The following is a 26,358-nucleotide window of genomic DNA, read 5'->3' as shown; positions in this document are numbered from 1 at the left end:
CGGGGGAGCCGGTTCCCGGGGCCGCTCACGCGGTGAGCATCCGGGGCTCGATGCGGAACTCCTTGACGCCGTCCGCCCCGTCGTGCTCGACCTTGTAGGCGTAGCCGGTCGGGCTCACGGTGACGGCCTGGATGAACTCGGTGCCCACGTAGTGCAGGCCGACGCCCTCGTCGGCGGCGTAACCGCCGGGCAGTTCCCCCGAGGCCACCGACGCGTGCAGCAGCTCGCGGCGCTGCGGGTCGGAGTTGTAGTGCACGCCGCACGAGTAGGGCAGCAGAGCCAGCCCCTCCGACCAGGGCCGCAGCCGCGGGCCGAAGGAGTCGGTGTTGCCGCCCACGTGCCAGCAGAGGGCGCCCGCGCTCTGCCCGGACAGGACCACGCCCGCCCGCCAGGCCTCCTCGAAGGCCTCGTCCAGACCGTGCAGCCGCCACAGCGCCGCGAGGTTGGCCACGCTGCCGCCGCTGACGTAGATCATGTCCTGGCTCAGGATCCACTCGCGCGGATCGGCGACGTTGGGCATCGGGAACACGGTCAGATGGCTCACCTCGACGTCCCAGTCGCGGAACGCCCCGTACATCTTCAGCAGCCAGTCCGCGTCGTCCCCGGTGGCGGTGGCGAGCAGGCCGAGGCGGGGACGGTCCTGGCCGGTCAGATCGAGGCCGTAGCGCAGCAGCGGGCTCGCCTCGATGAATCCGTAACGGGCGGACGGGCGGAACGAGCCGCCGCCGATCGCGAGGATGTGGGACTGACCTGACCTGCTCATCAATTGCCTCCAGCGGGGAGACCCCGGCCGCCGGGCCGGGGTTCCGGGAGCGTGATCTCCCGATGACTCTCTGTGGGAACAGGGACCCTAGAGTACGGCGGGCAGTGCCTCGTTGAGGTGGATATGCCGGAACACGTAACCCGTATCCAGGAGCCGACGCGGTGTCACCCGCTGTCCGATCAGCACCCCTTCCTGTGCGAACTCGCCGAGTGCGGCGCGCAGCACGGGTCCGGGAACGGGCAGGGGCATCGTGGGCCGGCGCAGCGCCCGCCCCAGGGCCGCGGTGAACTCGGCGTTGGTGACCGGCTCCGGCGCGGTGAGGTTCACCGGGCCATCGAGCTCACGGGTCCTCAGGGTGTGCAGTACGGCGTGCACCCAGTCGTCCATGGAGATCCACGACCAGTACTGCCTGCCGGAGCCGAGCGGCGCCCCCAGGCCGAGCTTGAAGATCGGCAACATCCGGGACAGCATGCCGCCGTCGCGGCTCAGCACCAGTCCGGTGCGGAGCAGGACCGTCCGGACGCCCGCCCGCGCGGCGGGCTCCGCCTCGGCCTCCCAGGCGCGCACCAGTCCGGCCAGGAATCCCTCGCCGGACGGGCCGGACTCGTCCACCGCCCGGTCGCCGGTGTCCCCGTAGTAGCCGATCGCCGACGCGGACAGCAGCACCGGGGGCCTGGACGACAACTCCGTCAGCGCGGTGGCGAGGGTCTGCGTGCCCTCCACCCGGCTGCTCAGCAGCTCGCGCTTGCGGGGGCCGTCCCAGCGCCGGTCGCCGATGCCCGCCCCGGCGAGGTGCACCACGGCCTCCGCGCCCTCCAGTGCGGCGGGGTCGACGAGCCCCTTCGCCGGGTTCCAGAACGACTCCTCGGAGCTCTGCGGCGCCCGCCGTACCAGCCGGACCACCCGGGCGCCGTCCGCCCGCAGCGCCTTGACGAGGGCCGTGCCGAGCAGGCCGGAGGACCCGGTCACGATGATCGTCATACCGTCCAATGTAATCGACCTCCGCTGAGATCTTCGGGAGGCGGGATCACTCCGGTTGCCGGAGGAAGGGGAACGGGGCGGAGAAAGGGACCGGGCCGGTCCGCGGGAGGCGGACCGGCCCGGCCGGGAGAACGGGTGACTAGGCGTTGAGACCCAGCTGGTTCTCGAAGTTGCCCTCCTCCAGGCGACGCTTGATCGTCGTCAGGAAGCGGGCGGCGTCGGCGCCGTCGACCAGGCGGTGGTCGTAGCTGAGCGCGAGGTACACCATCGAGCGGACGGCGATGACCTCGCCCTCGGGGGTGTCCACGACGACCGGGCGCTTGACGACCGCACCGGTGCCCAGCATGCCGACCTGCGGCTGGTTGAGGATCGGCGTGTCGAACAGCGCGCCGCGGCTGCCGGTGTTGGTCAGCGTGAACGTGCCGCCGGTGATCTCGTCCGGGCTCACCTTGTTGGCGCGGGTGCGCTCGGCCAGGTCGGCGATCTTACGGGCGAGACCGGCGATGTTGAGGTCACCGGCGTTCTTGATGACCGGGACGAGCAGGCCGCGCTCGGTGTCCGTCGCGAAGCCGAGGTGCTCGGCGTCGAAGTAGGTCACCTCGTTGGTCTCGCTGTTGATCGTGGCGTTCAGCTTCGGGTGCTGCTTGAGCGCCTCGACCGCGGCCAGCGCGAAGAACGGCATGAACGAGAGCTTGACGCCCTCACGCCGCTGGAACTCGGTCTTGGCCCGGTCGCGCAGGCGCGCGATGCGGGTGACGTCGACCTCGACCACGCTGGTGAGCTGGGCCGAGACCTGCAGCGACTCGACCATGCGCTTGGCGATGGTCTGACGCAGACGGGACATCTTCTCGGTACGGCCGCGCAGGGTCGTGTCCACCTCGACCGGCTCGGGGGCCTGGGCGGCCTGCGGGGCGGCGGCCGGAGCGGGGGCCTGGGCCTGGGCGGCCTGCGGGGCGGCGGCCGGAGCCGGGGCGGCGGCCCGCTCGCGCTGGGCGCGGGCGGCCTCCAGGACGTCCTGCTTGCGGATGCGGCCACCCACGCCGGTGCCGTTCAGGCTCTCGAGGTCCACGTTGTGCTCGGCGGCGAGCTTGCGGACCAGCGGCGTGACGTACGGGCTCTCACCGGAGGCCGGGGCCGGGGCCGGGGCGGCGGGCTGCGCCGGCGCGGCCTGCGGAGCCGGGGCCGGGGCAGCCTGCGGAGCCGGAGCCGGAGCCGGCGGCGGAGTCTGGGCCTGCGGGGCCGGGGCCGGAGCCGGGGGAGCGGGCTGGGCCTGCTGGGCCTGCGGGGCGGGCTGCGGGATCGACGAGATCGGCGCCGCCGGGGCGGGCTCCGGCTCCGGCTCGGGGGCCGGGGCCGGGGCCTGGGCCTGCGCGGGGGCGGGAGCCTCCTGGGCCGGGGCGGACGCGCCCTCGACACCGTTCTCGTCGATGAGGGCGAGCTCGGTGCCGACCTCGACGGTCTCGTCCTCGGCAACGATGATCTTCGTCAGGATGCCCGCGGCCGGGGACGGGATCTCGGTGTCGACCTTGTCGGTGGAGACTTCGAGGAGCGGCTCGTCGGCCTCGACGCGCTCGCCCTCCTTCTTCAGCCAGCGGGTGACGGTGCCCTCGGTGACGCTCTCGCCGAGCTGGGGCATCTGTACGGACTTCGGCATGGTGTCTTCTCTCGCGCTTTCGAGTGAGGGCTTCGGCTAGTTGTGGACGTGCAGCGGCTTGCCGGCCAGGACGAGCATCGCCTCGCCCAGGGCCTCGGACTGGGTCGGGTGGGCGTGGATGAGCTGGGCGACCTCGGAGGGCAGGGCCTCCCAGTTGTAGATCAGCTGGCCCTCGGTGACGAGCTCGCCGATGCGGCGGCCCACCATGTGCACGCCGAGTACCGGACCGTCCTTCTGGGCGATGACCTTGACCGCGCCCTGCGTGCCGATGATCTGGCTCCTGGGGTTGCCCGCCAGGTCGTAGGTCGCCTCCACGATCTCGTAGCCGCGCTCCTGGGCCTGGGCCGAGGTGATGCCGACCGAGGCGACCTCCGGGTCGGAGTACGTGATCCGCGGGATGCCGTCGTAGTCGATCGCGGGCGGGTTGAGACCGGCGATGTGCTCGGCCACCATGATGCCCTCGGCGAAGCCGGCGTGGGCCAGCTGCAGGGTCGGGATCAGGTCGCCGACCGCGTAGACGCCCGGAACGCTGGTCTGGCAGTGCTCGTTGACGACCACGGTGCCGCGCTCGATGGCGATGCCGGCCTCCTCGAAGCCCATGCCGGAGGAGACGGCCCCGCGGCCGACGGCCACCAGCAGCAGCTCCGCCTCCAGGGTCTTGCCGTTGGCCAGGCTGACGACCACGCCGGTGTCGGTGGTCTTCACGCCCTCGAAGAAGACGCCCAGCTCCTGCTTGATGCCGCGGCGGCGGAAGGCCCGCTCCAGCAGCTTGGAGCTGGACTCCTCCTCCAGCGGCAGCAGGTGCGGCAGGGCCTCGACGATCGTCACCTCGGCGCCGAAGGACCGCCAGACGCTGGCGAACTCCACGCCGATGACGCCGCCGCCGAGGACGACCACGGAGGAGGGCACGCGGTCGAGCTTGAGCGCGTGCTCGCTGGTGATGATCCGCTCGCCGTCGATCTCCAGGCCGGGCAGCGACCTGGGCGCCGAGCCCGTCGCCAGCACGACGTTGCGGCCTTCGTAGACGTCGTTGCCCACGGCGATCCGGGTCGGGCCGACGAGCCGGCCCTCACCCTCGACGATCGTGACGCCCCTGCTCTTGAGCAGGCCCTGCACGCCCTTCCAGGCGCGGGTGACGATCTTGTCCTTGAACGTGTGCACCGCGGGGACGTCGATGCCCTCGAAGCGGGCCTTGACGCCGAACGCCGCGCTCTCGCGCGTCTCGTCGGCGACCTCCGCGGAGTGCAGGAGAGCCTTGGTGGGGATGCATCCCCGGTGCAGGCACGTGCCGCCGATCTTGTCCTTCTCGATCAGCGCGACGGTCTTGCCCAGCTCCGCCGCCCGCAGGGCGCAGGCGTAGCCACCGCTCCCGCCGCCCAGGATGACGATGTCGTAGGGGCCGCTGCCATCAGCCACAGGAATGCTCCTTGTCGGATCGGTACGCCGCCGAGGGCCCGCTGTCGGCCCGGCCCCGGCATCCGCATCTTTTCACTTGTCTACGTCGCTTGTGCCCCGCCCGCGAAGGGCGGAACGCGGGTCCCGCACCCGGCCCCCCGCCTGCCGCGCGGGACCGGAAGAGGGCCGGAGCGGGTCCGTCGGCCCGCTGTGCTACCGGGCGGGCTGATGCCGACTTCTCAGCCCGCTGTGCTACCGGGCGGGCTGATGCCGACTTCTCAGCCCGCTGTGTACCGCTCGGCGATGCCGATGAGGGTCCGGGTCATCGCCCCGGTCCCGCCCTTCGGCGTGTAGCCGTGCGGCTCGCCCTTGTTGAAGGCGGGCCCGGCCGTGTCGATGTGCGCCCACTTGACGCCGTCCGGCACGAACTCCTTCAGGAACAGGCCCGCGGTGAGCATTCCGCCGAAGCGCTCGGGATGCAGGTTGGCGATGTCGGCGACGGGGGAGTCGAGACCCTTGCGGAGCTCCTCCGGCAGCGGCATGCCCCAGGCGGCCTCGCCCTGCTCGCCCGCTATCGCGACGACCTCCTCGCGGAGCGCGTCGTCGTTGGCCATGACGCCCGCCGTACGCCAGCCGAGCGCGACGATCTGCGCGCCGGTGAGCGTGGCGACGTCGACGATCAGGTCGGGGTTGTCCTGGCCGGCGCGGGCGATGCCGTCGATCAGGACCAGGCGGCCCTCGGCGTCGGTGTCGAGCACCTCGACGGTCTTGCCGGCGAAGCTGGTGAACACGTCGGACGGGCGCTGGGCGGTGCCGCTGGGCATGTTCTCGGCCAGGCAGAGGTAACCGACCGCGTTGACCTTCAGCCCCAGCCTGGCGATCGCGACGAGCGCGCCGAAGACGGCGCCGGCGCCGCCCATGTCCGACTTCATCCAGTCCATTCCGGAGGTCGGCTTGATGGACAGGCCGCCGGAGTCGAAGGTGATGCCCTTGCCGACGAACGCGACCGTCTTGGCGGCCTCCGGGTGGCTGTAGGCCAGGCGGACCAGGCGCGGCGGGTTGGCCGAACCCTGGCCGACGGCGACGATGCCGCCGTAACCGCCCTCCTTGAGGGCCGTCTCGTCGAGGACCTCGACCGACAGCCCCACCTCGGCGGCGGTCTGCTCGGCGATCTTGGCGAAGCGGGCCGGCCACAGGCCCGACGGCGGGGTGTTGACCAGGTCTCGGACCAGGGAGACGGACGCGGCGACCGTGGAGGCGCGCTCGACGGCGGCCTCGGCGCCTTCGGCGTCGCTCAGCACGGTCAGCTCGGCCACCGGGGCGGGCTGCTCGCCGGTCCGGTAGGCGGTGAAGGAGTAGGCGCCGAGCAGACCGCCCAGCGCGAGGGCTCCGGCCTGCTCCGCGGAGGCGGACGGCAGGGCGAGCGCGGCGCGGGCGGTCCCGGCCAGGGACCGGGTCGCGACGCCCGCGGCGCGGCGGAGGGCCTCGATGTCGTAGTCGCCCTCGGGAGCGTCGCCGAGACCGACGACGACCAGGAGCGGGGCGGCCAGGGCGCCGAAGGTCGGCACCTTGGCGGTCTCGCCCGGCTTGCCCTTGACTCCCATGGCGTTCAAAGTCTCGGCCAGTTTGCCGCCGAGTGCCTGGTCGAGCCCTTCCGCGCCGGGAGCGGCACGCAGGCCGTCCGGTCCGGAGTGGACTCCGACGACCAGCGCGTCGGTGTCGAACGAGACGACGTTGTTAGGTGGGTTCAACCGCACAGTGGTCACATACGCAGATGCTAGTCCTGCTTGGGGCGTCCGCGTAAACGGGGGTTCATCCTACCTATCGGTAATCGCAGAATGGTGCTATTCGAACTAGCGTCATTTCTGTCATGGTGCTACTGTCGATAGCACCATGTTGCTCACTCTGGACTTGAACGATCCCAGGCCACTGCACGAACAGGTCGCCGGGGCGATCCGTCGCGCCATCGCCGACGGCTCCTACGCGCCCGGCGACCGCCTCCCGCCCGCCCGGGATCTGGCGGGCGCGCTCGGCATCAACGCCAACACGGTGCTGCGCGCGCTGCGTGAGCTGCGGGACGAGGGATTGCTGGAGTTCCGCCGCGGGCGCGGCGTCAGCGTGCTCAACCGCCCCGACGCCCACGCCGTGCTGGTGGAGGCGGCGCGCGAGCTGCTCGCCGAGGCCGACCGGTACGGCTACGGCCCGGAAGAAGTGATCCACATCATCAGGGAGCTGTCCTGACACGGCCGCAGCGCCCCGCGGGGAAAGGCCCCGCACGCAAACGCCTCCGCGGGGAAAGGCCCCGCACGGAGAACGCCCATCCCGAGGAGTCCCCATGACGTCCGCTCCCTCCCCCGGCCGGAACGCGGCCCCCGCCCGCGGCCTCGCGGTCACCGTCGCGGCCGTCTGGGGCACATCCGTCACCGCGGCCATGGTCGCCGTGCCGCTCGCTCTCCGCGACCGCCTCCCCGACCCGCTGGCCACCCACTGGAGCGGCGGATCCGTCCCCGACGACAACATGTCCTTCGCCGCCGACCTCGTCGTCACCCTGGCGCTGTGGGGAGTGGCCTGGATCATCCTGCTCGCCGCCGCGCTGCACGGTGCGGCCCTGCGAACCCGGATAATCCGGATCAACTGGTGGGCGTTCCTCTTCGGCTGGGCCGTGTTCGCCCTCGGCGTCCAGGGCTCCACCCTCTACGCCAACCTCGACGCCGCGACCTGGCGGGAGGCGGAGCTGCCACCATGGACGATCTTCGCGGTGCTCCTCGTGGCCTTCGCCGTGGGAACGCTCGCCGGCTATCTCGGCAGGGGAGGACCCGACCCCGCCACCGGACACCCGGCGGAGCCGCCACCGGCGGTCCGGCTCAGGCCGGGGCGGCGCACGGTCTGGGTGAGCCGCGTCTCCAACCCCTGGCTGACCTGGCTGGCCGTCACGGCCCCGGTGGCGGCGCTGATCGTCATCGGGCTCGCCGCGGGGGACGTGGTCGACGTCCCCGCCGCCTGGTCGATCCTCTCCGTAGCCGTCCCCATCTCGCTGCTCGGCGTCGCCACGGCCACGGTCCGGGTCACGGTCGACCCCCAGGGACTGCGCGTCGGGCTCGGTCCCTGGGGGTGGCCCGCCCGCCGTACCCCTGCCGGGGCGATCGAGTCGGCCTGGGCGGAGCGGCGCACACCGGGCGAGGTCGGCGGCTGGGGCGTGCGCAGCGTTCCCGGCACCGGACGGACCACTCTCATGCTGCGCGGCGGTGACCACCTGGTCATCCGCCGCGCCCGGGGCGGGGAGTTCGCCGTCTCCGCCGACGACGCCGAGCGCGGCGCCGCCCTGCTGAACGCCTACATCGCCGAGGCCGCGGGCTCGTGATCCGCCGTCGCGAGCCCTGTCCCCCGAAGATCCCCGTCCCTCTCCCGGACACCCTCCTCACGCGGGCGGGTTCCCGCCCTGCGCTGCCCCCGCCCGGGTCCTGAGGACCGCGTCCCATCAGCGCTCCACCCGCGATCTCCGCCCGTGTTCACCGGGCCGCCCCGGCAGGGGGCCCGTTCTCCCCGCTCCCCGAAAGGTGACGTCGTGCCACGTCGTTCCGCGGACCTCTGGTCGTTCCTCCTCGTCGCGTACGGCCTGTCCTGGCTGTTCGCGCTCCCCGTCTGGCTGGGGAAGGCATCCCTCGGCTCCCCGGCCGCCGCCGCGATCAGCATCGCGATGATGTTCACCCCGGCGCTCGGCGTCCTGGCCGTCTGGCTGTCCGGCAGACGGCGGGGAGTCCCCGGCACGACCTGGCGCGAGTGGGCCAGGGCGACCGGGCTGACCCTGGGGGAGGACAGGAGGCGCACGATCGTCCTCTTCGTGCTCTCCTGGCTCGGCACGCCCCTGCTGGCCGTCGCGGCGATCGCGCTCAGCGCCGCGCTCGGGCTGCTCACCCTGGACCTCGACGGGCTCAGTCTGTACCGCGAGGCCCTCGCGCAGGCCGCGCCGGGACCGCAGGCCCCGGTCGACCCGGCGGTCCTGGCCGTGGTGCAGGTCGTGTCGGCCGTGACGATCGCCCCGCTGATCAACTCCGTGGCGGCGTTCGGTGAGGAGTGGGGCTGGCGGGGCTGGCTGCTGCCGCGTCTGATGCCGCTGGGCACCGCGCGGGCGTTGCTGCTGTCCGGGGTGATCTGGGGCGCCTGGCACGCCCCGCTGACCCTGCGCGGCTACAACTACCCGGAGCTGGGCGCCTGGGCGGCCCCCTTCTTCGTGATCTTCTGTGTGGCCTACGGGGCCCTGCTCGGCTGGTTCCGGCTCCGTACCGGAAGCGTCTGGCCCGCGGTCGTCGGCCACGGCGCGTTGAACGCCTCGGCGGGCCTCACCCTGCTGCTGGGCGACGCCGCCGCCCCGCCGGACCTCGCGGTCGCAGGGATCACCGGCCTGACCGGCTCGGCGCTGCTGGCGGTGCTCTCCGCCGTGCTGTTCACCCGCTGGCCGGTACGGCGGTCCGCCCCGACGGCCGTCTGAGAGGGAGGCGGCGGGTCACACCATCACGCACACCACCAGGGCGGCGGCCGTGGCGGTCTCGACGAGCGCGCCGAGCACGTCCCCGGTGATCCCACCCAGCCGCCGCACCGCCCTGCGCCGCAGCGCCGACGCAGCCAGCAGGCCCGCCACCACCGCCAGCGGGCACGCCACCACCGGGAGAAGGGCGGGGAGGGGGGAAAGCAGGTCCTGAGGCAGACGGAGCACGCCTTCGGGGAAAGAGGAGATCTCCAGCGCCCCTGCGTAGGCCTCGCTCATCTCCGCCCCTCGCAGAGGGGCGTAAGAGCCGTCGTAGAGGACGGCGTCCTCCGGGGAGTGGCTCAAGTAGTGGTGGCCGGAAGAGGACGGACCGAGGATCCAGAAGCAGAACAGGAACGTCACGGCGGCCACGCCCGTGAGGGAGAGCGCGGTGGCGGCCAGGGCGGGGCCGCGCCGTACCGTCCCGGCGACCGTCGCGCCGAGCCCGCCGGGCCGGGCGCCGGGCACGTGCTCGCGGCAGGCCCAGGTGAGCGCCAGCCGCCCCGCGACGCAGGCCGCCACCAGCGCGGGCGGCCCGAAGCCCGCCGACACCGCCTCCGTGAGCGCCGCCGTCTGGACGAGCAGCGTGAGGACCAGCGTCACGACGCCGAAGGGACCGATGTCGGAGCGCTTCATGATGTCCAGCGCCCGCTCCGCGGGCCGGCCGCTGCCCAGCCCGTCGGCCAGGTCGGCCAGCCCGTCCAGGTGCAGCGCCCGGGTGAGCAGCGCCAGCGTGCCCACGGCCAGCGCCGAGGAGAGCAACGGTGAGATCTCCAGCCACAGGGCGGCCGTCAGCACGGCCGCGGCGATCCCGCCGAGCACCGCCCCCACCAGCGGGGCGAGCGCCATCGCCCGGCCTCCCGCCCGGCGGTCCACCGTCCCCGGCCGCACCGGGAGGACGCTCAGCGTGCCGATCGCCAGCCGGAACCCGTCGGCGAGCGTGGACGGCCGCGACGGGCCGTCCGGGGCTTCGGCGTTCCCCGGGTTCTCCGGGTTCTCCGGAGGCGGTGTCTCGGGCATAGGCCGTGATCGTAGCGCCGTGCCGGGAAGGATCAGATCCGGAGGGATCAGATCGGGAGGGGGAGGAGGCGGCCGGCGACGACGAGGGAGACGTCCTCGGACTCGGCCGCCAGGCGCTGGTTCAGGCGGCCCAGCGCGTCACGGAACGCCCGGCCGCTGGAGGTGGCGGGGACGACGCCCAGGCCGGCCTCGTCGGAGACGGCCACCACCCGCGACCGCGTCCGCCGCCACGCGGCCACCAGCTCGTCGCACCGGGCGTCCACCCGCTCGCGGGCCGCCGCGCCGCCCTCCCACGCCCCGCACTCGTCGAAGACGGCGGTGATCCAGGTGCCGAGCCCGTCGATCAGCAGCGGGGCCCGGGCGGTCCCCAGCAGCCCGGCGAGATCCGTGGTCTCGACCGTGTCCCAGTGGGCGGGGCGGCGTTCCCGGTGGCCGCGGATCCGGGCCAGCCACTCCGGGTCGCCGCCGGAGGGCCCGGTCGCCACGTAGACGACCTCGGGCTCGGCCAGCAGCCGGAGTTCGGCCTCGGCCGACTTGCCCGAGCGCGACCCGCCCAGCAGGAGCGTCCGGCGCGGCTGCGGGGGCCGGGCGGGCGCGGGTTCGCGGGTGTCGAGCACGGTCCCGTCGGGTACGGCCCGCGCCCCCCACAGCGCGAGCCGCCGCTCCAGCTCGGTGTCGGACGGCACCCGGTGGTCGATCCCCACCGCCACGACATGGGTGTCCTCCCCGACCAGACCGCGACGGCGCAGCCCGCCCAGGCGCTCCGGCCGGTCCAGCAGGTCGATCAGCACCGCGTCGAAGACGTCGCCGTCCTCCGGCCCGTCCCGATGGGTGGAACCGGGAGGCGCGTACAGAAGGCGCTCACCGCCGGGGGTGACGACGGCGCAGCCCTCGGGGGGGAGCGGGTGCCCGTCCACGACGATCCGGGCGGGCCGGCGGCGGACGAGGGCCGGGCGGGAGCAGGAGGCGCAGCCGCAGCCGGGGGCGGGCCGGCCGTACGGGCCGGCCGTACCCTCGAACAGGATTTTCACCCCGCAAGGGTGACACGGCGCCGGGAGACCCGGGTGATCGCGGGTGTGGCGCACGCGGCATGATCCCGCGGACATGCGGAATAGTAGGGTTCGCTGAGCCGCCGAGATCGTCGGCGGGAACCCGCGAGAAGGGGCGTGTGGCATGGCGTGGCGCTGGCGTTACGAGAACGCGGGCGGTGGCGAGCTGACCGGTGGCGGCCTGCCGGACGACACGTTCCCGAACCAGGCCGACGCGGAGTCATGGCTCGGTGAGAACTGGCGCGATCTGCTGGAGGCCGGGGTGGAACAGGTCTCCCTGCTGGAGGACGGCCGCCCCGAGTACGAGGGGATGTCGCTGCGTCCCGAGTAGGACGGACCCGGGCGCCCGGGGAGACCCCGGGAGGCGGGCGGGCCTCCGCCCCTCCCGGCGGGGAGGGGCGGAGGCCCCGGGGGATGCCGTCACCGGCCGTTCCGTGGGGTCACGGGCGCTTGGCGGGGCTGACGGTCTTGGCCGGGTCCCGCTCGACGATCGGGCCCAGGACGGCGTCGATCCGCTTCATCACCTCGGCGTCCAGCTTCACCCCGGCGGCCCTGACGTTGTCGCGGACCTGCTCCGGCCTGGTGGCGCCGACGATCGCAGAGGACACGTTCGGGTTCTGCAGCACCCACGCCACCGCGAGCTGGGCCATGGTCAGGCCGAGGTCGGCGGCGATCGGCTTCAGCTCCTGGACGCGGGTGAGGACCTCGTCGGTGAGCATGCGGGAGATGAAATTGCCCCCGGTCGGGTCGGTGGCCCGGGAACCGGCGGGCGGCGGCCGGCCCGGCAGGTACTTGCCGGTGAGCACACCCTGCGCGATCGGGGACCAGACGATCTGGCCGAGGCCCTCCTTCTCGCACAGCGGCACGACCTCGGACTCGATGACCCGCCACAACATCGAGTACTGCGGCTGGTTGGAGACCAGGCGGTCGAAGCCCATCTCGTCGGCGATCTTCAGGGCGGCGGCGATCTGCTCGGCGTTCCACTCGCTGACGCCGACGTAGAGGACCTTGCCCTGCCGTACGAGGTCGTCGAAGGTCTTGAGGGTCTCCTCGAGCGGGGTCTCGACGTCGAACCGGTGGGCCTGGTAGAGGTCGACGTAGTCGGTCTGCAGGCGGCGCAGCGAGCCGTGGACGGACTCGGTGATGTGCTTGCGGGACAGCCCGCGGTCGTTGGGGCCGGGGCCCGTGGGCCAGTAGACCTTGGTGAAGATCTCCAGGGACTCGCGGCGGACGCCCTTGAGCGCGCGGCCGAGCACCTCCTCCGCCCTGGTCCCCGCGTAGACGTCGGCGGTGTCGAAGGTGGTGATCCCCTCGTCGAGCGCCGCCTTCACACACTCCCGGGCGGCGTCCTCCTCGACCTGGGAGCCGTGCGTGATCCAGTTGCCGTAGCTGATCTCGCTGACCATGAGACCGCTGCGGCCAAGGTGACGGAATTCCATGTTTCGACCCTAGTGGGCGCTCTCCGATGATCTGATTCGGGATACCCTGCCCGGCGTGCTGCGGTTGCTCTCTTCTCGATGGGTACGGCTCGCGCTCGCGGCCGCCGTGACAGTGACGGTCGTGGCGGCGGTCCTGCGCGTGCGCGGTCTCCGGCGTGCCGCCGGGGGTCCGCGTGCCCGGACGACTCCCGGAACCGCGCGGGACCGCCGGGTCCCGCAGAGCGCCGGAGCCCCGGCGGAGGCGTCCCCGGGGGAGGACACGGCACCGCCGGCTCCGGGATCGCCTCCCTCGCAGCCGTGGCCGCCCGTCCCGATCCTCGGCACCCCCACCGACGCCGACCTGGCGCGCCACGCCACCCGGCCGTATGAGCCGAAGCCGCGCCCGCCGCACGCGCCGCGCCCGTTGCGCCCGTCGCTGGGGGAGGCCGCCCGCCGCCGGGTGGTCCGCTGGGGCGGCGCCGCGATCGCGCTGTGCGTTCTGGTCTTCGCCGCCCAGGCCCTGGAGACGGCGGTCTTCTCCAAGGAGGCGGCCGGGCCCGAGTACACGGAGGAGCACATCTACCCGGAGGACCTCCAGGACCTCTTCGACGACCGCGAGTGCACCCCGCCCACGCGGGAGGCGAGCGGCATGCTGCGCACCTTCTGCACGGCGGAGACGCCCGAGCCGGTCACCGGGGACGGAGGTGCGCTCACGGCCGACGCCATGCCGGGCACCGCTCCGCCCTCCACCGGGGATCCCGTCGCGCGCCCTCCGGCGGAGCCCGCCGGTGAGGGTCCCGACGGTACGGTTCCGGACGACGACTGCCGCCCGGGGACCGGGCGTCCGGTGATACGGAAGATCGACCCGAGGGTGACCCGGGCGGTGAACCGGCAGTGGCGGCGGATCGAGCGGTGGCTCAAGACCAACGCGCCCAGGAGCCACCGCACGCTCGCCCCGCCCGCCCGGGCGCGGACGATCGCGATCGCCGAGGCGCAGATGGGCCTGCGCTTCCCCGACGACCTGCGGGCCTCGCTCCTGCGGCACAACGGGTCCGTCTCCGCCGACAGGACCTGGGGATTCGGTTTCCTCGGGAACGAGAGCATGAGTGTGCGCGGGATCCGTGACACCTGGCGGGGGCTCTGCGAGATCGGGGCCGACGGTTACGGTGATCCGCGCGGTGACTGGTGGGACGGGCGGATGATCCCGGTCGGGGACTTCGGGACCGGCGACAAGCTGGTGGTCGACTCGGTCCGGCGCAACGTGGGGAAGACCGACCACGCGGGGACCACGGACTTCGCGCCCGGAGGCGTCCGGATCCGCTCCTACCATGCCCTGCTGAAGATGACGGCCGACGCTCTGGAGACCGGTGGGACCGTGGGCTACTGGAAGCCCGTGGTGATCGACGGCGAGCTTGAGTGGGACGTCATCCTCGACCCGTCCGAGCCGGGAGGGTGACCGATCCTCACTCCGTCCGAGCCGGGAGGGTGAGCGCGTCCGCCGCGGCCCGTGCGGGGCGGGAACGGGAGAGCTCCGCCCCTCCTCGCGGAGTGACGGAGCTCGTGATGCCGGGGAAGGGCCTACTTCTTCGGCGGGACGGGCTTGCCGCCGGGCAGGAACTGGGGCGGCGGGAAGCGCAGCTTGCGGATCTGCAGCGCGCGCATCGCCGCGTAGAAGCCGACGCCCTTGAGGTTCTCGCCGGGGAACTTCTCGGCGGCGAGCTTCTTGACCTTCCGGGCCACCCAGATCGAGGTGAGCACGACGCCGAGCATCATGATCGGCCAGGCGACGGTGATCACCGCCGCGTAGACGTAGTTGCGGGCCGGCGCCGGGAAGGGGATCCAGGTCAGCAGCAGGATCACCAGCGAGAACGGCAGGAAGTACTGGCTGACCAGGCGGCGGGAGTCGACCCAGTCGCGGGCGAACTTCCTGGCCGGGCCCCGGTCGCGGGCCGGGAAGTAACGCTCGTCGCCGCGCGCCATGCCCTCGCGGGCCCTGGCCCGGTCGGCGGCCTGGCGCTCGCGCAGCTGCCGGTAGGCCTCCTTGCGGTCACGCGGAGCGTTCACCGGCTGACGGCGGCGGCCCTCGGCGTCCCGGCGCTTGGGGGTGGGGCGTCCCTTGCCCTCGGGCTTGGACTCGGTGACGGGCGCTGGGGAGTCGTCCCCGGTGGTCTGGGTACGTCGGAACACAATGCCAGCCTACCGGGACTGCAACTTAGTGACGCCCCCGTGCGTTATGCGTAGGGTGAACCTATGTGGCTCCGCCGCTTTTCTTACGGGGGGTCGGAATCACAGGGGTGACCCGAAGCGCATTTGAAGAAGGGGACGGCCAACGCGCATGAGCGTGATGAAGAGACTTTCCATGATCTTCAAGTCCAAGGCTAACAACGCCTTGGACAAGCTGGAGGATCCGCGCGAGACCCTTGACTACTCCTATCAGCGGCAGCTGGAACTGCTGCAGAAGGTGCGCCGGGGTGTGGCCGACGTCGCGACCTCGCGCAAGCGGGTCGAGCTGCAGATCAATCAGATCGAGGCTCAGGCGCGCAAGTTGGAGGACCAGGGGCGCAAGGCGCTCGGGGTGGGCCGCGAGGACCTGGCGCGGGAGGCGCTGACCCGCCGCAGCAGCCTGCAGACGCAGATCGCCGACCTGCGGGTGCAGCACGACAACCTGCAGGCCGAGGAGGAGAAGCTCACCACCGCCTCGCACCGCCTGCAGGCCAAGGTCGACTCCTTCCGCACCCGGAAGGAGACCATCAAGGCCACCTACACCGCGGCCGAGGCGCAGACGCGCATCAACGAGGCGTTCTCCGGCATCTCCGAGGAGATGGGCGACGTCGGCCTGGCGATCCAGCGTGCCGAGGACAAGACCGCGCAGATGCAGGCGCGGGCCGGGGCCATCGACGAACTGCTGGCCAGCGGTGCGCTCGACGACTTCAGCGGGTCGCGCGGCGACGACATCCAGGCGGAGCTGGACCGGATGGGCGGCGGCACCGACATCGAGCTGGAGATCGCCCGGATGAAGGCCGAGCTGGGCCAGGGACCGGCGCCGAAGAGCGCGATCGAGTCCGGCCCGTCGCAGCAGCAGGCCCAGCCGCAGTCGTACCAGCAGCAGCCCTACCAGCAGCCGGCCCAGCAGCCCTACCAGCAGGAGCCGCAGGCCGAGCCGTACCAGCAGCCGCCGACCCAGCAGTACCGCCAGCCCGGGGAGGGACAGTGATCGTTCGAATCATGGGCGAGGGCCAGGTCGAGATCGCACCCGGTGACCTGGCCGTGCTCAACAGCCTGGACGGTGAGCTGGAGGCGGCGATCGAGGCCGGGGACGAGGAGACGTTCCGCACCCGGCTGCACGCTCTGCTGGACCAGGTCCGCCACGTCGGCAGGGCGCTTCCCGACGAGAGCCTGGAGCCCTCCGAGCTGATCCTGCCCCCGGCCGACGCCTCCATGGAGGAGGTCCGGGAGATGCTCGGCGACGAAGGGCTCATCCCCGGGTAGGGCGAGGGCGGGTTCTCTCTTCGGGCGCGAGCCGTACGGCGCAGGCCCGGTCGTCCGCGCCGGGCCTGTCCGCCGGGCTCCCCGCACCGCACCGGGGCGCACCGGAACGCTATCAAGAAGTGATTCCCCTGTTGGGCTAACTCGGCAGTACCCTCGCTAGATTCAATGGGACACAAAAATCCCAAAATGGAGGGTTTCGTTATGCCGGATCTTGCGCCCCTGAGGCCCGGGGATCCCGAGAGGGTGCGGGAGTACCGGCTCACCGCGCGGCTCGGTGAAGGTGGCCAGGGAACGGTCTATCTCGGCGAGTCCTCGTCCGGGACGCGTGTCGCGGTCAAATTGCTCCGCGCCGATCTCGCGCAGGACGCAGAGGCTTTGGAACGTTTCATCCGCGAGGTCAGCACGACCCGGCGCGTCTCGGCGTTCTGCACGGCCGCGGTGCTGGAGACCGGCGTGGACGAGCAGCGCCCGTTCATCGTCAGCGAGTACATCGACGGCCCGACGCTCGACTCGGTCGTGCACAAGGAGGGTCCGCGCACGGGCTCCGCGCTGCACCGGCTGGCGATCGGCACGGTCACCGCGCTCGTCGCGATCCACCAGGCGGACATCGTGCACCGCGACTTCAAGCCGTCCAACGTGCTGCTCGCCCCCGACGGCCCCCGGGTCATCGACTTCGGTATCGCCAAGGCCCTCGACCGGACCTCGACGCTGACCGCGACGGCGATCGGCACCCCCTCCTACATGACCCCCGAGCAGCTCGCCGGGGAGGCCGCGGACTCGGCCGCCGACATGTTCGCCTGGGGCTGCACGATGGTGTTCGCGGCCACCGGGCAGCCGCCGTTCGGCACCGACAGCCTGCCTGCGATCTTCAACCGGATCATGAACATGGAGCCGGACCTGTCGGGGATCACCGACCAGGCCCTGCGCGAGCTGGTGGGCCACTGCCTGGCCAAGGACCCGAAGCAGCGGCCCACGGCGAGTGAGGCGCTGATGCGCCTGCTCGGCCACACCGTCCCGGGGTCGAAGGACGCGGCGCCCCCCATCTCGCCCCGGGGCATCCTCATGGAGGGCTCGGCCGCCGCGGCCCAGCAGACGGGGCCCGAGGGCCACCCGTACCCGCCGGGCTCCCCGGGGTATCCGCCGCACCAGACGGGACCGGGCGGGTTCCCCCAGCAGCCGGTGCCCGGCGGTTACCCGCCGCACCAGACGGGACCCGGCGGTTACCCGCCGCACCAGACGGGGCCGGGCGGGTTCCCGCAGCAGAGCGGTCCCCAGGGGTATCCGCCGCATCAGACGGGGCCGGGCGGGTTCCCGCAGCAGAGCGGTCCCCAGGGGTATCCGCCGCATCAGACGGGGCCGGGCGGGTTCCCGCAGCAGGGCGGGTACGGACCCCAGGGCGGTTCCGGCGGTTACCCGCCGCATCAGACGGGACCCGGCGGATTCCCCCAGCAGCCGGGGCCGGGCGGATACCCGAACCAGACCGGTCCCCAGGGGTATCCGCCGCATCAGACGGGGCCGGGCGGGTTCCCGCAGCAGTCGTACGCCGCCTCCTCGTCCCCGGCCACCGTCAGGTACCCGCCGGAGGCCCGGACACCGGGGTCCCCGCCCGGCGGGAGCGAGCGAGGCGGGGTGCGGCGGATCTGGGTCGCGCTCGGCTCCGGGCTCGTGGTCGCGCTCGTCGCGATCGGCATCGCGCTGGCGGTGCGCGGCGGCGGCACGCCCGAGCCGACCCCCACCCCCCAGGCGGGGGACGGCGGCAAGACCTCGCCCGCGCCGACGCCGGAGCCGACGGTTCCCGAGGCCCAGCGGCAGATCAAGCTCCCGGGCAGCTCGATCACGATCCACGAGAGCGACGAGGACCCGATCAAGCTGACCTCCTACACCCTGGGAGGGAGCGAGCACCGCCTCTACGTCCGAAAGACCGGCACCCGCGAATTCGTCAAGAACGACGCCTACTTCGAGTACACGCTGAACGCCGCGGGCACCCAGGCCCTCGGCACCGACCGGTCCTACACCACGGACAGCTACGCCGTCGTGTCGATCGTCGATCACAAGAGCGGCACGGAGTCCGACGTGAAGATCACCAAGGCGCCGGTCTACCCGATCTACCCGCAGTGGTCGCCGGACGGCCGCAAGGGACTGGTGACGCTGTACGAGGCGCTCGACAACAACGAGAACAAGCCGTACGGCTTCGCCGTCATCGACGTGGCCACGAAGAAGGCCAAGATCGTCCGGGTGAAGGAGAAGGACGCGGGGACCTGGAGCTACTTCTGGCGGGGCGACGGCCGCGCGGTCGGCACCTGGGCGATCGACGGCAAGATCCAGCGCATCCGCTTCTACGACCCGCAGAGCGGCGTCGTGCTGCAGACCCTGCTGGACGTCGGCACCCCGCTCACCGTCGAGGGCGACGACATCAACCCGTCCGGCAAGCTGCTCATGACGTACTGCAAGGGCACCGAGGCGGAGATCTGCGTCTGGTCCACCGCCGCCGACGGCGAGCCGACGGCGCGGATCCCGTTCGCGACCAAGCGGGTCATCGGCTGGTACGACGACCAGCACATCGCGGCCTGGCGGACCAAGGGGTCCGGGTACGAGGCCGTGGTGATCGACCTCGAGGGGAAGGTGAAGCGGGTGCTCGCCGAGACCACCGACGCCAAGGAGTACGAGACGCAGTTCGTGCGCTACACCAGGGAGCCCTGACCCGCAGGGGTCCCGTCCGGACGGGCACGACGGGCCCCCGGCGTCGCCGGGGGCCCGTTCCCGTTGACCGGGGGATCACGTCTGCCGCGGGGTGGCCGGGGACGGCGGCCGAGGACAGGGGATCCGGGGGATGGGGAGTCAGAGGATCAGGGCAGGGCGAGCATCCGGTCGAGGGCGACCTTGGCCCAGTGCGTGGTGTCGGCGTCCACGGTGATCTGGTTGACGACCTGGCCGGCGGCGAGGGACTCCAGCGCCCACACCAGGTGCGGCAGGTCGATGCGGTTCATCGTCGAGCAGTAGCAGACGGTCTTGTCCAGGAACGTCACGTGCTTGTCGGGGAACATCGCCCCGAGCCGCTTGACGAGGTTCAGCTCGGTGCCGACGGCCCAGGACGAGCCCGCGGGGGCGTCCTGGAGCTTGTTGATGATGTACTCGGTCGAGCCGACGTAGTCGGCCTTGACGACGACCTCGTGCTTGCACTCGGGGTGGACCAGCACGTTGACGCCCGGGATGCGCTCGCGCACGTCGTCGACGTTCTGCGCGGAGAAGCGGCCGTGCACCGAGCAGTGCCCGCGCCACAGGATCATCTTCGCGTCGCGCAGCTGCTGGACGGTCAGCCCGCCGTTCGGGCGGTGCGGGTTGTAGACGACGCAGTCGTCCAGCGACAGGCCCATCTCCAGGACCGCGGTGTTGCGGCCCAGGTGCTGGTCGGGCAGGAACAGGACCTTCTCCCCGCGGGAGAACGCCCAGTCCAGGGCCCGCCGGGCGTTGGAGGAGGTGCACACGGCGCCGCCGTTGCGCCCGCAGAAGGCCTTGATGTCGGCGCTGGAGTTCATGTAGGTCACCGGGACGGTGACGTCGGCGATCCCGGCGTCCTGGAGCGCCTCCCAGCACTCCTCGACCTGGTCGAAGGTGGCCATGTCGGCCATCGAGCACCCGGCCGCCATGTCGGGCAGCACGACCCGCTGCGCGTCGCCGGTCAGGATGTCGGCGGACTCGGCCATGAAGTGCACGCCGCAGAAGACGATGTACTCGGCCTCGGGCCGCGCCGCGGCCTCCCGGGCGAGCTTGAACGAGTCGCCGGTCACGTCGGCGAACTGGATGACCTCGTCACGCTGGTAGTGGTGGCCGAGCACGAAGACCCGGTCGCCGAGCGCCGCCTTGGCCCGCCGCGCGCGCTCGACGAGCGCGGGGTCGGAGGCGGGCGGCAGCTCTCCGGGACAGTCCACCCCGCGCTCGCTGTGCGCGTCGGCACCCCGGCCGAGGACGAAGAGTGGAAGCCCGGTCTCGGTGGTCGTCACGACCACACCCCCTTATCGTCGAACTGACGACTAATGATGACACATGGCTTGCGGCATTTATTCCGGGGGAGGGGACATGGAATGTGTGGCAGCGGACAGGTGTTGGTAGCGTCTAAGAAGGACGTCAGAAACAGACAGCCGTCCCGGTCGGGCCGGCTGACGCAGACGCGGGAGTCACCACATGTCGGTTGAGAGCAGCGAGACCACGGCCCAGGGCCTGATCCTGAGCGACGCGGCCGCGGCCAAGGTCAAGAGCCTGCTGGAGCAGCAGGGCGAGGAAGGCCTCCAGCTGCGCGTGGCCGTGCAGCCCGGCGGCTGCTCCGGCCTGCGCTACCAGCTCTTCTTCGACGACCGTTCGATGGACGGCGACATCGTCACCGACTTCAACGGTGTGAGCGTCGTCACCGACCGGATGAGCGCGCCGTACCTCATGGGCGCGACGATCGACTTCGTCGACACGATCGAGAAGCAGGGCTTCACGATCGACAACCCGAACGCCACGGGCTCCTGCGCCTGCGGCGACTCGTTCAACTAACGAGAGATCCGTCCGGCCGGCGGGCAGGCCACCGAGCCCTGCCGGGTGAGATGTTCCTCACCCGGCAGGGCTTCGTTGTGCTGCGACTTCGCGTATTCTTGCGGGGCTCATTTCCCGAAGATGCTGACAACGAGGAGAAGGATCCCGTGCGCATCGCCATTACCGGCTCCATCGCCACCGACCACCTGATGACGTTCCCGGGGCGCTTCGGCGACCAGCTCGTCGCCGACCAGCTGCACCGGGTCTCCCTGTCGTTCCTCGTGGACGACCTGCAGGTCCGTCGGGGCGGTTGCGCGGCCAACATCTCCTTCGGGATGGGCTGCCTGGGCCTGTCGCCGATCCTCGTCGGCGCCGTCGGCGCCGACTTCGCCGACTACCGCTCCTGGCTGGAGCGCCACGGCGTCGACTGCGCGTCGGTGCACGTCTCCGAGACGTTCCACACGGCCCGCTTCCTGTGCACCACCGACGAGGAGCACAACCAGATCGCGTCGTTCTACACCGGCGCGATGGCCGAGGCCCGGCTGATCGAGCTGCAGCCGATCGCCGACCGGGTGGGCGGACTCGACCTGGTGCTGGTGAGCCCCAACGACCCCGACGCGATGCTCCGCCACACCGACGAGGCCCGCCAGCGGGGCATCCCGTTCGCGGCCGACCCGTCCCAGCAGCTGGCCCGCATGCCCGGCGAGGACATCCGCCAGCTGGTCGACGGCGCCGCCTACCTGTTCGGCAACGACTACGAGAAGGGCCTGATCGAGCAGAAGACCGGATGGTCCGACGAGGAGGTCCTCGGCCGGGTCGGCGTCCGCGTCACCACGCTCGGCCCCAAGGGCGTCGTGATCGACCGCAAGGGCGAGCCGTCCCTGCACATCCCGTCGGCTCCCGAACTGGGCAAGGCCGACCCCACCGGCGTCGGCGACGCCTTCCGCTCCGGCTTCCTGGCCGGTCTGGCCTGGGGCCTGTCCCTGGAGCGCTGCGGCCAGATCGGCAACCTCACCGCCACCCACGTGCTGGAGCGCGTCGGCGGCCAGGAGTACGAGCTCCGCCAGCGGGTCTTCCTGGAGCGCTTCAGCGCAGCCTACGGCGCCGAGGCCGCCGCCGAGGTGGCCCAGAACGTGCGCTGCCACTACGCCTGACGCCCGCCGTACGTTCTCCTGTGATGCTGTGCCGTACGGCCCGGCCCGCGCGCCGGGCGGGCCGTACGGCGGCGCGAACCGAGATCAGACGCCCGCGTAGACGCGGTGGACGAAGTCGGCCAGCTGATCGTCGGGAAGGTTCTTGGCCAGGTCGGCCTCGCTGATCATGCCGACGATGCGGCCGTTCTCGATCACCGGCAGCCGCTTGATCTGGTTCTGCTCCATCTTGGAGAGGGCCTCCTCGACGCTGGCGTTGGCGTCGACCCAGACCAGCCCGGTGGCCAGCTCGCCGGCGGTGACCTCGGAGGGGTCCTTCCCCTGGGCCACGCACTTCACGACGATGTCGCGGTCGGTGATGATGCCCTTCAGCCGGTCGTCGGGCCCGCAGATCGGCAGCGCCCCGACGCCGAGCTCCTCCATGAGCTGCGCGGCCCGTTCGAGTGACTGGTCCGACTCGATGCACTGGCAGCCGGAGCTCATCACATCCTTGGCGGTTTCTGCATTCACGCCGTTTCCCCCCGAAACGTGTGGTGGATGTCCGGAGGGGCTCATACCCACTTTTCGGGCATGTCAGTAGTTGCGACGCACATGAATCGCCCAGCCGCCCTGCGGGAGCTCGTGGCTGGCCACATGGCGGTGCGACTTCAGCCGGCACCAGGCGGGGATGTCGGTGAACGCGGCCGGGTCGTCGGCGAGGACGGCGACGACCCCGTTCAGCGGGACGTGGTTGATCCGCTCGGCGAGCATGATGATGGGGATCGGGCACTTCTTGCCCAGGGCGTCGATGGTCAGCGCCGGAGCCTGACCGACGTCCTCCTCGGAGGTCTGCCTGGACGTCATCCCGTTCTCACTCCCCGAACTCTCCGATCACAGCTTCACTCCCGCCTCTTCCCGGATCCTGCGGACGGCGTCCGGCAGGACGGCGAGGAAGCGGTCGACATCCGCCTCGGAGGCGCCACGGGGCAGCGATACCCGGACGTTGCCATGCGTAAGCACGCCCATGGCCTCCAAAACGTGCGATGGACGAAGCGTACTCGCCGTGCAGGAACTTCCGGACGATACGGAGAATCCGGCTCGATCGAGTTCGGTGAGCAGCGCCTCTCCCTCCACGTAGAGGCAGGAGAAGGTGACGATGTGCGGGACCCTCGCGACGGGCTCGCCGATCACCTCGACGTCCGGGACGAGCCGGGGCACCTCCGCGCGGACCCGGTCGACCAGAGCCGCCAGGCGGGCTCCCTCCCGCTCCGCCTCGGCGGCCACGGCGCGCAGCGCGGCGGCCGCCGCGACGACGGCCGGCACGTTCTCGAACCCCGGGACCCTGCGCCGCTCCCGCTCGTCCTCGGGCAGCGGGCTGCGCCAGCGGGTGCCCTTGCGGACGGCGAGCACGCCGACCCCGGCCGGGCCGCCCCACTTGTGCGCGCTCGCCGCCAGCAGCGACCAGCCCGGCGGCACGGGCCCGCGGCCCGCGGTCTGCGCGGCGTCCACCAGCAGCGGGACACCCGCCCCGGCGCACAGCCCCGCCGCCTCGGCGACCGGCTGGACGGTCCCGACCTCGTGGTTGGCGCTCTGCAGACAGGCCAGGGCCGTGCCCTCCGCGCGGACCGCCGCGCCGAACGCCTCCAGGTCCACCACGCCGGTACGGCCGACGCCCACCGTCTCCATCGAGCCGCCCTCGGCCTCGTGCACCTGCCCGGCGTGCAGCACGCTGGAGTGCTCCGCGGCCGAGACGACCAGGCGGCGGCCGGCCCGGCGCCGCCCGCGCAGGGCGCCGAGCACGCCCAGGTGCACCGCCTGGGTGCCCGAGGCGGTGAAGGACAGCTCGTCCGAGCGGCAGCCGAGCACCTCGGCGATCTCGGACCGCGCCTGTTCCAGTAACATCTTTGCCCGGCGCGCGGAGCCGTACAGCCTCGCTGGATCGGCCCAGCCGGCGTCGAGCGCCGAGATCAGGGCCTCGCGTGCCTGGGGATGCAGCGGCTCGGTGGAGGCCGCGTCGAAGTACGCCACGCCCCAATCGTCGCACCCCGCACGACACAATCGGGGGCTGCGCGGGGGGGCGGCGACCGGCCGCGCTAATGTGTCCCCCAGCGTAAAGCTGTGAACTGCAAAATGAACATACGACCGCCCAGGAGCGACTCCTGGGCTTCATCTGTGGGGTAGGCGATCCGTGAGTCCGACCCGCCGTTCTGCACGGCGTCCGTTGGCCCGCCGCCGGGTGCCACGCGCTGCCGCTCTGGCGCTGCTGCTGGTGTCCGTGACGGCGTGCAGTGCTGAAGACTGGAAGCGCGGCGGCATGCCCGAGGGCATCACCGAGCAGTCCGAGGTCGTCCAGGATCTGTGGAACGGATCCTGGATCGCGGCCCTCGCCACCGGTGTGGTCGTGTGGGGCCTGATCCTGTGGTCCGTGGCGTTCCATCGCAAGCGGAAGAACTCTGCGGCGCTCCCGCCCCAGGTGCGTTACAACCTGCCGATCGAGATGCTCTACACGATCGTGCCGCTGATCATGGTGAGCGTCCTGTTCTACTTCACCGCGCGTGACCAGAACTACCTCACCGACATGTCTGCCAAGCCCGACGTGACGGTCAAGGTCGAGGCGTTCCAGTGGAGCTGGCGCTTCACGACCGAGGCCGGCGGCAAGACGGCCGAGGTCGTCGGGGTCCCCGTCGACAACTATGAGCAGGGCCCGCAGCTGGTGCTCCCGGCGGGCAAGCGGATCCAGTTCAACCTCTCCTCGCCGGACGTCATCCACTCCTTCTGGGTCCCGGCGTTCAAGTTCAAGCTCGACGTGATCCCGGGCGTGGACAACCGCTTCCAGGTGACGACGCTGGACAAGCCCGGCACCTACGCCGGCCGCTGCGCCGAGCTCTGCGGCGTGGACCACAGCCGGATGCTCTTCAACGTCAAGCTCGTCACGCAGGACGAGTTCGACCAGTACATCGCTAAGCAGGCGGGTGCCCAGTGACCACACTCAGCAGCCCCGTGATCGTCGGCGGCCCGACGCCGACCCGTAAGGGCTCCATCATCGCGAAGTGGGCGTCGTCCACCGATCACAAGATCATCGGGCACCTCTACCTGATCACCTCGTTCGTGTTCTTCCTGATCGGCGGCGTCATGGCGCTGGTCATGCGGGCGGAGCTGGCCCAGCCGGGCCTCCAGCTCACCAGCAACGAGCAGTTCAACCAGCTGTTCACCATGCACGGCACGGTGATGCTGCTGATGTTCGCCACGCCGCTGTTCGCCGGCTTCGCCAACGAGCTGATGCCGCTGCAGATCGGCGCGCCGGACGTGGCCTTCCCGCGCCTGAACATGGTCAGCTACTGGCTGTTCACCTTCGGCAGCACCATCGCCATGTCGGGTTTCTTCACCCCGGGCGGCGCGGCCAGCTTCGGCTGGTTCGCCTACACCCCGCTGTCGAACGCGATCAGCTCGCCCGGCATCGGCGGCGACCTGTGGATCATGGGCCTGACCATCAGCGGTCTGGGCACCATCCTCGGCTCGGTCAACTTCATCACCACGATCGTCTGCATGCGCGCGCCCGGCATGACCATGTTCCGCATGCCGATGTTCACCTGGAACGTGCTGCTCACCTCGATCCTGGTGCTGATGGCCTTCCCGGTGCTGGCCGCCGCGCTGCTGGCCCTGGAGGCCGACCGCAAGCTCGGCACGCACATCTTCGACTCGGCCACCGGCGGCGCGCTGCTCTGGCAGCACCTGTTCTGGTTCTTCGGCCACCCCGAGGTCTACATCATCGCCCTGCCGTTCTTCGGCATCGTGACGGAGATCCTGCCGGTCTTCAGCCGCAAGCCGCTGTTCGGCTACATCGGCCTGGTCGGCGCGACCATCGCCATCGCCGGTCTGTCGATCACGGTGTGGGCGCACCACATGTTCCCGACCGGCCAGGTGCTGCTGCCGTTCTTCTCGTTCATGACCTTCCTGATCGCGGTCCCGACCGGGGTGAAGTTCTTCAACTGGATCGGCACCATGTGGCGCGGCCACCTGACCTTCGAGTCGCCGATGCTGTTCTCGATCGGCTTCCTGGTCACCTTCCTGTTCGGCGGCCTGACCGGCGTCATCCTGGCCTCGCCCCCGCTGGACTTCCAGGTGTCGGACTCCTACTTCGTGGTGGCCCACTTCCACTACGTGGTCTTCGGCACCGTGGTCTTCGCGATGTTCGCCGGCTTCTACTTCTGGTGGCCGAAGTTCACCGGCAAGATGCTCAACGACACGCTCGGCAAGTTCCACTTCTGGACGTTGTTCATCGGCTTCCACACCACCTTCCTGGTCCAGCACTGGCTGGGCGCGCAGGGCTTCCCGCGCCGCTACGCCGACTACAGCCCGATCGACGGCTTCACCGACCTGAACATGGTCTCCTCGATCGGCGCGTTCGTCCTGGGCGCC

General features: G+C 71.6%; 25 protein-coding genes. 12 read left to right on the top strand and 13 right to left on the bottom strand.

Going from position 1 to position 26,358, the window contains the following annotated elements; all coding sequences use genetic code 11:
• Positions 1 to 25: 25 nt before the first annotated feature.
• From IEZ08_RS33395 to IEZ08_RS33375, 5 genes are all read right to left on the bottom strand, one after another.
• A complete protein-coding gene (locus tag IEZ08_RS33395; protein ID WP_068922534.1) occupies positions 26 to 763 on the bottom strand; it encodes a Type 1 glutamine amidotransferase-like domain-containing protein in 738 nt (245 codons plus the stop codon).
• 87 nt (positions 764 to 850) lie between these two features.
• Positions 851 to 1,744 (bottom strand): TIGR01777 family oxidoreductase, encoded by an 894-nt coding sequence (locus IEZ08_RS33390; protein WP_068922535.1) that lies wholly within the window; start codon positions 1,742 to 1,744, stop codon positions 851 to 853.
• 139 nt (positions 1,745 to 1,883) lie between these two features.
• On the bottom strand, positions 1,884 to 3,398 hold the full coding sequence (sucB, locus tag IEZ08_RS33385) for a 2-oxoglutarate dehydrogenase, E2 component, dihydrolipoamide succinyltransferase (RefSeq protein WP_189243752.1): 1,515 nt from the start codon (positions 3,396 to 3,398) through the stop codon (positions 1,884 to 1,886).
• A 36-nt stretch (positions 3,399 to 3,434) separates the two neighbouring features.
• Positions 3,435 to 4,814 carry a dihydrolipoyl dehydrogenase gene (gene lpdA, locus IEZ08_RS33380; RefSeq protein WP_068922537.1) on the bottom strand — a complete coding sequence of 460 codons (1,380 nt, stop codon included), beginning with the start codon at positions 4,812 to 4,814 and terminating at the stop codon, positions 3,435 to 3,437.
• Positions 4,815 to 5,071: 257 nt separating this feature from the next.
• Entirely contained in the window at positions 5,072 to 6,559 is a 1,488-nt protein-coding gene (locus IEZ08_RS33375) for a leucyl aminopeptidase (RefSeq protein WP_189243751.1), read from the bottom strand.
• Positions 6,560 to 6,686: 127 nt separating this feature from the next.
• Between IEZ08_RS33375 and IEZ08_RS33370 the strand changes: the two genes are divergently transcribed.
• From IEZ08_RS33370 to IEZ08_RS33360, 3 genes are all read left to right on the top strand, one after another.
• The gene (locus IEZ08_RS33370) at positions 6,687 to 7,034 is read left to right on the top strand and encodes a GntR family transcriptional regulator (protein WP_176728437.1); all 348 of its coding nucleotides are present in this window, start codon (positions 6,687 to 6,689) and stop codon (positions 7,032 to 7,034) included.
• Positions 7,035 to 7,128: 94 nt separating this feature from the next.
• Positions 7,129 to 8,154: a DUF1648 domain-containing protein gene (locus IEZ08_RS33365; RefSeq protein WP_189243750.1), complete on the top strand. Its 1,026-nt coding sequence runs from the start codon at positions 7,129 to 7,131 to the stop codon at positions 8,152 to 8,154.
• A gap of 204 nt (positions 8,155 to 8,358) precedes the next feature.
• Positions 8,359 to 9,282 (top strand): CPBP family intramembrane glutamic endopeptidase, encoded by a 924-nt coding sequence (locus tag IEZ08_RS33360; RefSeq protein WP_068922539.1) that lies wholly within the window; start codon positions 8,359 to 8,361, stop codon positions 9,280 to 9,282.
• Positions 9,283 to 9,297: 15 nt separating this feature from the next.
• Here IEZ08_RS33360 and IEZ08_RS33355 read toward each other — a convergent pair whose 3' ends face one another.
• Entirely contained in the window at positions 9,298 to 10,338 is a 1,041-nt protein-coding gene (locus tag IEZ08_RS33355) for an adenosylcobinamide-GDP ribazoletransferase (protein ID WP_084779881.1), read from the bottom strand.
• 47 nt (positions 10,339 to 10,385) lie between these two features.
• On the bottom strand, positions 10,386 to 11,369 hold the full coding sequence (locus IEZ08_RS33350) for a bifunctional adenosylcobinamide kinase/adenosylcobinamide-phosphate guanylyltransferase (protein WP_229803795.1): 984 nt from the start codon (positions 11,367 to 11,369) through the stop codon (positions 10,386 to 10,388).
• 142 nt (positions 11,370 to 11,511) lie between these two features.
• Between IEZ08_RS33350 and IEZ08_RS33345 the strand changes: the two genes are divergently transcribed.
• Positions 11,512 to 11,718, top strand: a complete 207-nt coding sequence (locus IEZ08_RS33345; RefSeq protein ID WP_068922541.1) for a hypothetical protein — start codon at positions 11,512 to 11,514, stop codon at positions 11,716 to 11,718.
• Positions 11,719 to 11,827: 109 nt separating this feature from the next.
• Here IEZ08_RS33345 and IEZ08_RS33340 read toward each other — a convergent pair whose 3' ends face one another.
• Complete coding sequence (locus IEZ08_RS33340; protein ID WP_189243748.1) at positions 11,828 to 12,826, bottom strand: aldo/keto reductase family protein; 999 nt, start codon at positions 12,824 to 12,826, stop codon at positions 11,828 to 11,830.
• Positions 12,827 to 12,881: 55 nt separating this feature from the next.
• On the opposite strand from IEZ08_RS33340, the gene IEZ08_RS33335 reads away from it, so the two are divergent.
• Positions 12,882 to 14,261, top strand: coding sequence for an SMI1/KNR4 family protein (locus IEZ08_RS33335; protein WP_189243747.1), 1,380 nt, complete (start codon positions 12,882 to 12,884; stop codon positions 14,259 to 14,261).
• Positions 14,262 to 14,383: 122 nt separating this feature from the next.
• Here the strand turns inward: IEZ08_RS33335 and IEZ08_RS33330 are convergent, their stop codons facing one another.
• Positions 14,384 to 14,992, bottom strand: a complete 609-nt coding sequence (locus IEZ08_RS33330; RefSeq protein ID WP_068922544.1) for a DUF3043 domain-containing protein — start codon at positions 14,990 to 14,992, stop codon at positions 14,384 to 14,386.
• A gap of 148 nt (positions 14,993 to 15,140) precedes the next feature.
• Here IEZ08_RS33330 and IEZ08_RS33325 point away from each other — a divergent pair, with 148 nt between their 5' ends.
• The 3 genes from IEZ08_RS33325 (at position 15,141) to IEZ08_RS33315 (ending at position 18,994) form a co-directional block, all read left to right on the top strand.
• Positions 15,141 to 16,019 carry a PspA/IM30 family protein gene (locus IEZ08_RS33325; RefSeq protein WP_189243746.1) on the top strand — a complete coding sequence of 293 codons (879 nt, stop codon included), beginning with the start codon at positions 15,141 to 15,143 and terminating at the stop codon, positions 16,017 to 16,019.
• A complete protein-coding gene (pspAA, locus tag IEZ08_RS33320) occupies positions 16,016 to 16,294 on the top strand; it encodes a PspA-associated protein PspAA (RefSeq protein WP_068922546.1) in 279 nt (92 codons plus the stop codon). Before IEZ08_RS33325 ends, pspAA begins: the two co-directional genes overlap by 4 nt.
• Positions 16,295 to 16,480: 186 nt before the next feature.
• Positions 16,481 to 18,994, top strand: coding sequence for a serine/threonine protein kinase (locus IEZ08_RS33315; protein ID WP_189243745.1), 2,514 nt, complete (start codon positions 16,481 to 16,483; stop codon positions 18,992 to 18,994).
• A gap of 146 nt (positions 18,995 to 19,140) precedes the next feature.
• Here IEZ08_RS33315 and nadA read toward each other — a convergent pair whose 3' ends face one another.
• Positions 19,141 to 20,295 carry a quinolinate synthase NadA gene (gene nadA / locus IEZ08_RS33310; protein ID WP_068928597.1) on the bottom strand — a complete coding sequence of 385 codons (1,155 nt, stop codon included), beginning with the start codon at positions 20,293 to 20,295 and terminating at the stop codon, positions 19,141 to 19,143.
• A gap of 181 nt (positions 20,296 to 20,476) precedes the next feature.
• On the opposite strand from nadA, the gene erpA reads away from it, so the two are divergent.
• Both erpA and IEZ08_RS33300 read left to right on the top strand, forming a co-directional pair.
• Positions 20,477 to 20,830: an iron-sulfur cluster insertion protein ErpA gene (erpA, locus tag IEZ08_RS33305; RefSeq protein ID WP_068922548.1), complete on the top strand. Its 354-nt coding sequence runs from the start codon at positions 20,477 to 20,479 to the stop codon at positions 20,828 to 20,830.
• 146 nt (positions 20,831 to 20,976) lie between these two features.
• Complete coding sequence (locus IEZ08_RS33300) at positions 20,977 to 21,963, top strand: carbohydrate kinase family protein (protein ID WP_068922549.1); 987 nt, start codon at positions 20,977 to 20,979, stop codon at positions 21,961 to 21,963.
• 84 nt (positions 21,964 to 22,047) lie between these two features.
• Here IEZ08_RS33300 and IEZ08_RS33295 read toward each other — a convergent pair whose 3' ends face one another.
• The 3 genes from IEZ08_RS33295 to IEZ08_RS33285 all read right to left on the bottom strand — a co-directional run bounded on the left by IEZ08_RS33295 (position 22,048) and on the right by IEZ08_RS33285 (position 23,967).
• The gene (locus IEZ08_RS33295) at positions 22,048 to 22,443 is read right to left on the bottom strand and encodes a CBS domain-containing protein (RefSeq protein ID WP_373294396.1); all 396 of its coding nucleotides are present in this window, start codon (positions 22,441 to 22,443) and stop codon (positions 22,048 to 22,050) included.
• A gap of 90 nt (positions 22,444 to 22,533) precedes the next feature.
• A complete protein-coding gene (locus IEZ08_RS33290; protein WP_068922551.1) occupies positions 22,534 to 22,803 on the bottom strand; it encodes a sulfurtransferase TusA family protein in 270 nt (89 codons plus the stop codon).
• Positions 22,804 to 22,830: 27 nt separating this feature from the next.
• Positions 22,831 to 23,967: a cysteine desulfurase family protein gene (locus IEZ08_RS33285; protein ID WP_068922552.1), complete on the bottom strand. Its 1,137-nt coding sequence runs from the start codon at positions 23,965 to 23,967 to the stop codon at positions 22,831 to 22,833.
• A 208-nt stretch (positions 23,968 to 24,175) separates the two neighbouring features.
• Between IEZ08_RS33285 and ctaC the strand changes: the two genes are divergently transcribed.
• Together ctaC and ctaD are read left to right on the top strand one after the other, a co-directional pair.
• Positions 24,176 to 24,922 (top strand): aa3-type cytochrome oxidase subunit II, encoded by a 747-nt coding sequence (gene ctaC / locus IEZ08_RS33280; protein WP_229803792.1) that lies wholly within the window; start codon positions 24,176 to 24,178, stop codon positions 24,920 to 24,922.
• The coding region (gene ctaD / locus IEZ08_RS33275; protein WP_189243743.1) for an aa3-type cytochrome oxidase subunit I at positions 24,919 to 26,358 on the top strand (1,440 nt) is incomplete at its 3' end. The genes ctaC and ctaD, both read left to right, overlap by 4 nt.

Source organism: Planobispora rosea, assembly GCF_014648175.1.
Classification (GTDB): Bacteria; Actinomycetota; Actinomycetes; order Streptosporangiales; family Streptosporangiaceae; genus Planobispora; species Planobispora rosea.
Note: the sequence above shows the minus strand (reverse complement) of the source record. Positions and strands in the feature narration are given on the sequence as shown.

Coding starts and splice junctions, on each gene's coding strand:
- IEZ08_RS33355 (WP_084779881.1), bottom strand. CDS start 10,338: ATGCCCGAGACACCGCCTCCGGAGAACCCGGAGAACCCGGGGAACGCC.
- erpA (WP_068922548.1), top strand. CDS start 20,477: ATGTCGGTTGAGAGCAGCGAGACCACGGCCCAGGGCCTGATCCTGAGC.
- IEZ08_RS33395 (WP_068922534.1), bottom strand. CDS start 763: ATGAGCAGGTCAGGTCAGTCCCACATCCTCGCGATCGGCGGCGGCTCG.
- IEZ08_RS33290 (WP_068922551.1), bottom strand. CDS start 22,803: ATGACGTCCAGGCAGACCTCCGAGGAGGACGTCGGTCAGGCTCCGGCG.
- IEZ08_RS33325 (WP_189243746.1), top strand. CDS start 15,141: ATGAGCGTGATGAAGAGACTTTCCATGATCTTCAAGTCCAAGGCTAAC.
- IEZ08_RS33340 (WP_189243748.1), bottom strand. CDS start 12,826: ATGGAATTCCGTCACCTTGGCCGCAGCGGTCTCATGGTCAGCGAGATC.
- IEZ08_RS33295 (WP_373294396.1), bottom strand. CDS start 22,443: ATGAGCTCCGGCTGCCAGTGCATCGAGTCGGACCAGTCACTCGAACGG.
- sucB (WP_189243752.1), bottom strand. CDS start 3,398: ATGCCGAAGTCCGTACAGATGCCCCAGCTCGGCGAGAGCGTCACCGAG.
- IEZ08_RS33370 (WP_176728437.1), top strand. CDS start 6,687: ATGTTGCTCACTCTGGACTTGAACGATCCCAGGCCACTGCACGAACAG.
- IEZ08_RS33345 (WP_068922541.1), top strand. CDS start 11,512: ATGGCGTGGCGCTGGCGTTACGAGAACGCGGGCGGTGGCGAGCTGACC.
- IEZ08_RS33315 (WP_189243745.1), top strand. CDS start 16,481: ATGGAGGGTTTCGTTATGCCGGATCTTGCGCCCCTGAGGCCCGGGGAT.
- IEZ08_RS33390 (WP_068922535.1), bottom strand. CDS start 1,744: ATGACGATCATCGTGACCGGGTCCTCCGGCCTGCTCGGCACGGCCCTC.
- IEZ08_RS33365 (WP_189243750.1), top strand. CDS start 7,129: ATGACGTCCGCTCCCTCCCCCGGCCGGAACGCGGCCCCCGCCCGCGGC.